The 5,943-nt window shown below is 62.0% G+C and carries 4 protein-coding genes; 2 read left to right on the top strand and 2 right to left on the bottom strand.

Annotated elements, in window-relative coordinates; genetic code table 11:
* Positions 1-124: 124 nt before the first annotated feature.
* Positions 125-3,574, bottom strand: coding sequence for a transcription-repair coupling factor (mfd, locus tag WBB85_RS17790; RefSeq protein ID WP_432639936.1), 3,450 nt, complete (start codon positions 3,572-3,574; stop codon positions 125-127).
* Between the two features lie 31 nt (positions 3,575-3,605).
* Positions 3,606-4,133, bottom strand: coding sequence for a component of SufBCD complex (locus WBB85_RS17795; protein WP_432639933.1), 528 nt, complete (start codon positions 4,131-4,133; stop codon positions 3,606-3,608).
* Positions 4,134-4,254: 121 nt separating this feature from the next.
* On the opposite strand from WBB85_RS17795, the gene hemB reads away from it, so the two are divergent.
* A complete protein-coding gene (gene hemB, locus WBB85_RS17800) occupies positions 4,255-5,250 on the top strand; it encodes a porphobilinogen synthase (RefSeq protein ID WP_432639934.1) in 996 nt (331 codons plus the stop codon).
* 105 nt (positions 5,251-5,355) lie between these two features.
* The gene (locus WBB85_RS17805; RefSeq protein WP_432639935.1) at positions 5,356-5,916 is read left to right on the top strand and encodes a YSC84-related protein; all 561 of its coding nucleotides are present in this window, start codon (positions 5,356-5,358) and stop codon (positions 5,914-5,916) included.
* Positions 5,917-5,943 lie beyond the last annotated feature (27 nt).

The following is a 5,943-nucleotide window of genomic DNA, read 5'->3' on the forward strand; positions in this document are numbered from 1 at the left end:
AGCGCCAGCCCGCCGGGACGGGCAGGCGCTCGCCCGGCGCGCGTAGCGCTTGATTCCGGGCGAAGGGGAATACCCGCCAACGACCGCACAGGGCGCATGCCACTCATCACGATCAGTACAAGGATTACTTTGCCTTCACGACCTTCACCTTCTCGGCCAGATCGCGGGCAATGGCATAGGCGCCCTTGATCTTGTCGCTGTCGCGCGCCCAGTCACGGCGCACGATGACCTTGTTGTCCTTGATCTTCGCAAGCCCCTTTTGCGCCTGAAGATAGTCCACCAACCCGTTGGGATTGGGGAATTTATCCATATGGAACTGGACCGTTGCCCCCTTCGGACCAGCATCGAGCCGCCCGATATGCGCCCGGCGGCACATCGCCTTGATCCGCATCACCAGCAACAGCGTATTGACCTCTTTCGGCACCGGCCCGAAGCGGTCGATCAGTTCGGCGGCGAAGCCTTCCAGTTCGACCTTGCTCGTCAGCGACGAGAGGCGCCGGTACAGGCCCAACCGCACATCAAGATCGGGCACATAGCTTTCCGGGATCATCACCGGCACGCCAAGATTGATCTGCGGCGACCACTGGCCATCCTCGGCCGTCGGAGTGTCGAGGTCGCCCGCCTTGATCCGCGCGATCGTCTCTTCCAGCATCGCCTGATAAAGCTCGTAGCCGACCTCATTGATATGGCCGGATTGTTCTTCACCGAGGATATTGCCCGCCCCGCGCAGGTCGAGATCCTGAGAGGCCAGAGAAAAGCCGGCACCCAGCGAATCAAGGCTGCCGAGCAGGCGCAGGCGTTTTTGCGCATTAGGCGTCAGCGGCGTGCGGGGTTTGGTGGTCAGGTAACAATAGGCGCGTAGTTTCGATCGACCCACGCGCCCCCGTATCTGGTAAAGCTGCGCCAACCCGAACATGTCGGCGCGGTGGATGACCATCGTATTCGCGGTCGGAATATCGAGCCCGCTTTCGACAATGGTCGTGGCCAGAAGGACGTCATATTGCCCGTCATAGAAGGCGTTCATGCGCTCATCAAGCTCGCCCGCCGCCATCTGGCCATGGGCGATGACATAGGAAATCTCGGGCAGATGGGTCTTCAGGAACTCTTCGATATCCGGCAGATCCTTGATGCGCGGAACGACGTAGAACGATTGCCCGCCGCGATAGCGTTCGCGCAAAAGTGCTTCGCGGATCGTGACGCTGTCGAACTCGCTGACATAGGTGCGTATCGCCAGACGATCGACCGGTGGCGTGCCGATTATCGAAAGATCACGGACACCTGTGAGCGACAGTTGAAGTGTGCGCGGGATCGGCGTGGCGGTCAGGGTCAGGACATGGATCTCTGACCGCATCTCTTTCAGGCGTTCCTTGTGCTGAACGCCGAAATGCTGTTCCTCGTCAATGACCAAGAGACCGAGATTGCGGAATTTCACAGCCTTGGCCAGCACCGCATGGGTGCCGATGACGATATCGACGGTGCCGTCGGCCAGCCCTTCGCGGGTTGCCTGCGCATCGCGGGCACTGACGAAGCGCGACAGCGGCCGGACGGTGATCGCCGTGCCCCGGAAGCGTTCGGAGAAGGTCTTGAAATGCTGCCGCGCGAGCAGCGTCGTCGGCGCGATCACCGCGACCTGCACCCCTGACATCGCCGCGATGAAGGCCGCGCGCATCGCAACCTCGGTCTTGCCAAAGCCGACATCGCCGACGATCAGCCGGTCCATCGGACGGCCCGCGCCGAGGTCGTCCACCACTTCATCAATGGCCGACATCTGATCGTCGGTTTCCTCGTAAGGGAACCGGGCCGAAAACGCGTCCCATTCGTGATGCGGCGCCTCCAGCATCGGTGCCTTGCGCAAGAGCCGCTCTGCCGCAACCCGCATCAGCCGTTCGGCAATCTGGCGGATACGTTCTTTGAGCCGGGCCTTCTTGGCCTGCCATGCGCCACCGCCGAGCTTGTCGAGAAGCCCCTCTTCATGGCCGTAGCGACTGAGCAGTTCGATATTTTCAACCGGCAGGAACAGCCGGTCGCCGCCGGCATATTCCAGCGCCACACAATCATGCGGCGCGCCGAGCGCCAGAATGGTCTCCAGCCCGTTGTAGCGTCCTACCCCGTGATCGACATGGACCACCAGATCACCGGGCGAGAGCGACTGCGCCTCGGTCAGGAAGTTCTCTGCTTTACGCTTCTTTTTCGCGCCCCGGATCAGCCTGTCGCCCAGCACGTCCTGTTCGGAAATGACGGTCAGGCCCTTGCCCTCAAACCCGTGTTCCAGCGCCCAGACGGTCAGATAGAGCCCGCCTTTGCCTTCGGGCACATCGCGGACGTCGCGGATGAGCGTGGCGCCATGCACCTCCTCATCCTCCAGAAGCCCCTTCAGACGTTCCCGCGCACCTTCGGAATAGGAGGCGACAACGATCTGCCCATCGGCGCGCCGTGCATTCAGATGGTCAGCCAGAGCGCTAAAAAGGTTGATGTTTTCTAGTTGCCGTTCGGGTGCGAAATTGCGCCCGATACGCCCGCCCGCATCCAGAACGCCCGGCCCCGTTGCCTGCGGCAGGGCATTCAGTTGGATCACCCGATGTCCGGCAATGGCCGCATCCCAACCCGCATCATCGAGGTAAAGCAGCCCCGGTGCGGAGGGTTTGTAGACCGAATCCAGCCGGTCTCGGCGCTTCATCGCCTCCATCCTGGTGTCGTACTGGTCCTCGATCCCGACCCAGCGGGCATCCCGCGCGGGCGTGATCTGATCGTCCAACATGACCGAGGCATCGGGCAGATAGTCGAACAGAGTTTCAAGCGTTTCGTGGAAGAAGGGCAGCCAATGCTCCATCCCCGCATGTTTGCGGCCTGCGCTGACGGCCTCATAAAGCGGATCATCGGTGCCCGCCGCGCCGAATTCGATGCGGTAATTCTGTCGGAAGCGGGTGATCGCAGCCTCATCGAGGATGACCTCAGACACCGGGGCAAGCTCCACCACCGTCAGTTTCTCGGTCGTCCTTTGCGTAGCCGGATCGAAGCGGCGTGCGCCGTCCAGCACATCGCCGAAGAGGTCGAGCCGCACCGGACCACCCTCACCCGGCGGATAGATATCGATGATGCCGCCCCGCACCGCGTAGTCGCCCGGTTCGGTCACCGTCGGGCTTTGGCTGAACCCCATACGCACCAGGAAATTGCGCAAAGCACCTTCGTCGATGCGTTGGCCGACGCGGGCGGTAAACGCAGATGCCTGCAAAACCTCACGCGCAGGCAGCTTTTGGGTCGCGGCGTTCAGCGTCGTCAGCAGGATAAACGGACCCGGCAGACCCTGCACCAATGCGGCAAGCGTCGCCATGCGCGTGGCTGAAGTGTCGGCATTGGGCGATACGCGGTCATAGGGCAGGCAATCCCAGGCGGGAAAGGTCAGAACCAGCGCACCCGGTGCGAAGAACGCCAAAGCCGCCCGCATCGCCTCCATCCGCTTGTCGTCGCGGGCGACATGGCAGACGGGCACGCCCTTGCCCAGTTCCTGGGCAAGCAACTTTGCGTCATAGCCTTCGGGGGCACCGGACAGCGTGATATGGGCGGGCGTTGTCATCCGCACTCACCTATCCGCCCCGTGGCTGGTGTCAACCGGGCAGGATCGAGACGTTGAAGTTTTGCAGCATGCCCCAGATGGCGGTAATGAAGATCGAGATCATGCCAATGATCTGAACGCCCACCCGGTGCACCGACAGGCGGCGGCGCAAAGCCTCGCCCCGTTCACCGGTCGCTTCGATCCTGAGGGCGGTGGCGACGCTCATCAGCGCAACCACGGACAGGGGGGCGGCAATCAGGATCAATGCCTGACTGAATTCGTTCCGGTAGACAAAGCCGAGCATCACCAGCGTGGTCAGCACAAAGGCAAAGAACGTGATCAGGATCAGGCCGGCTTCGCGGGTGATATAAAGAATGCGGTTCACGTTGATGCGAACCATATCCTCCAGATCGGTCTCGGCCTGCCCGCCGCTGCGGCGCGCCCGCAGCACCATGTCGTAAGGCACTCCCAGCACCCAATGAGAGGCGGTTGACCAGGTGACGGCAAGGGCGATCCAGTACCAAAGGTTGGAAAACGACCTCAGGTCGATAAGGTCGAATATCAGTGTCTTCCAGTCCAATTTCTGTCCCCGCCCGTATTCTGTGCAGCGAATGCTATCCTCGCGCTGCGACGGTTTCCACCCTTGTGATAGGCAACAATCCATGTAAGCCGTTGACGAAACTCACGACCGGAGCCGAGACATGCCCCCGATCCATGCCGCCTTTCCCCAGACCCGTTTTCGCCGCTTGCGCCGGACACCCGCCCTGCGTGACCTCGTGGAGGAGAACCGGCTCTCCGTCAAGGATTTGATCTGGCCGCTCTTTGTGACCGATGTGCCCGGCGCTGATGTTCCCGTGCCGTCAATGCCTGGCGTATCGCGTTTGACGGTCGAGGGTACGGTGCGCGCGGCAGAAGAAGCGGCGCACCTTGGCATTCCGGCGATCTGCCTATTTCCCTATACCGACCCGGCATTGAAGACCGAGACCTGCGAAGAGGCATGGAACCCCGAGAACCTGTCGAACCGGGCGGTGCGGGCGATCAAGGCGGCGGTGCCCGAAATTGCGGTTATGACCGATGTGGCGCTTGATCCCTACAACGCCAATGGCCATGACGGGCTGGTGCGGGACGGCGTGATCCTGAACGACGAAACCATCGAGGCTCTTGTGAAGATGGCGCTGGCCCAGGCCGAGGCGGGGGCAGATATCCTCGGGCCATCCGACATGATGGACGGGCGCATCGGTGCAATGCGCCGGGCGCTGGAGTCCGAGGGGCAGAAGGATGTGACGATCCTCTCCTATGCCGCCAAATATGCCAGCGCCTTCTATGGCCCGTTTCGCGATGCTGTCGGTGCCTCTGGCGCGCTGAAAGGCGACAAGAAGACCTATCAGATGAACCCGGCGAACCGGGATGAGGCGCTGCGACTGGTGGCGCGCGACCTTTCCGAAGGTGCCGATATGGTGATGGTCAAGCCGGGCATGCCCTATCTCGATATCTGCCGCGATGTGAAAGATGCCTTTGGCGTGCCGACCTTCGCCTATCAGGTTTCGGGCGAATACGCGATGCTGATGGGCGCGGTGTTGAACGGATGGGTGAAAGAGGATGTGATTCTGGAAAGCCTGCTGGCCTTCCGGCGCGCGGGATGCGACGGCATCCTGACCTATTTCGCCCCCGATGCCGCGCGGGCTTTGGCCGGATGAGGGTCTGGCCACAACAGATAATGACAGGTCAGAGCTTCTGGACTATAGATAGTGGTGAACCGGCCGGAACAGGCTGGCAATGGCAGTTGAGATCGGAGCAGTGACATGACCGGAATTTCCCGTCGTAATGCAATCCTTACCGGCAGTGCCTTTCTGGGGCTTTCGGCTTGCGGCAATGGCGTCGGCAGCGATGGCGGTGTGCGTCTGGATGCGCGCGTGGACGCAGCGCGCGACTATCTGGCGGGCACCTATCCCGGCACGCGGGAACTGATGTCGCGCGCTTCGGGTGTGCTTTATGTCCCGCTGGTGACCGAGGCCGGGCTGGTGACCTTCGGTGGCTCCTACGGACAGGGTGCCCTCAGGATCAACGACATTTCGGTCGACTACTATTCAGCGACCCAGGCCAGTGTCGGCCTGCAGATCGGGGCACAGCAATATGCCCATGCGCTATTCTTCATGACGCAGGAGGCGCTGTCTGAATTCCGCTCTGCCGCAGGTTGGGTCGCCGGGGCCAATATGGCCTATGCCCTGCCCGATCAGGGCGGATCGCTGGGCACCGACACCGCGACAACGACGGCACCGGTCATCGCCCTTGTCTATGGTCAGGCAGGTTTCATCGCCGGGGCGCGTGTCACAGGCACGAAATATTCCCGCATCATCCCCTGATCCGGTTTCGCCCCGGCTGCGCCGGGC

It is taken from the genome of Albidovulum sp., assembly GCF_049646345.1.
Classification (GTDB): domain Bacteria; phylum Pseudomonadota; class Alphaproteobacteria; order Rhodobacterales; family Rhodobacteraceae; genus Albidovulum.

Bases quoted from the DNA above. Each gene is read 5' to 3' on its own strand.
- mfd (WP_432639936.1), bottom strand. From the start codon at position 3,574: ATGACAACGCCCGCCCATATCACGCTGTCCGGTGCCCCCGAAGGCTAT.
- hemB (WP_432639934.1), top strand. From the start codon at position 4,255: ATGCCCCCGATCCATGCCGCCTTTCCCCAGACCCGTTTTCGCCGCTTG.
- WBB85_RS17805 (WP_432639935.1), top strand. From the start codon at position 5,356: ATGACCGGAATTTCCCGTCGTAATGCAATCCTTACCGGCAGTGCCTTT.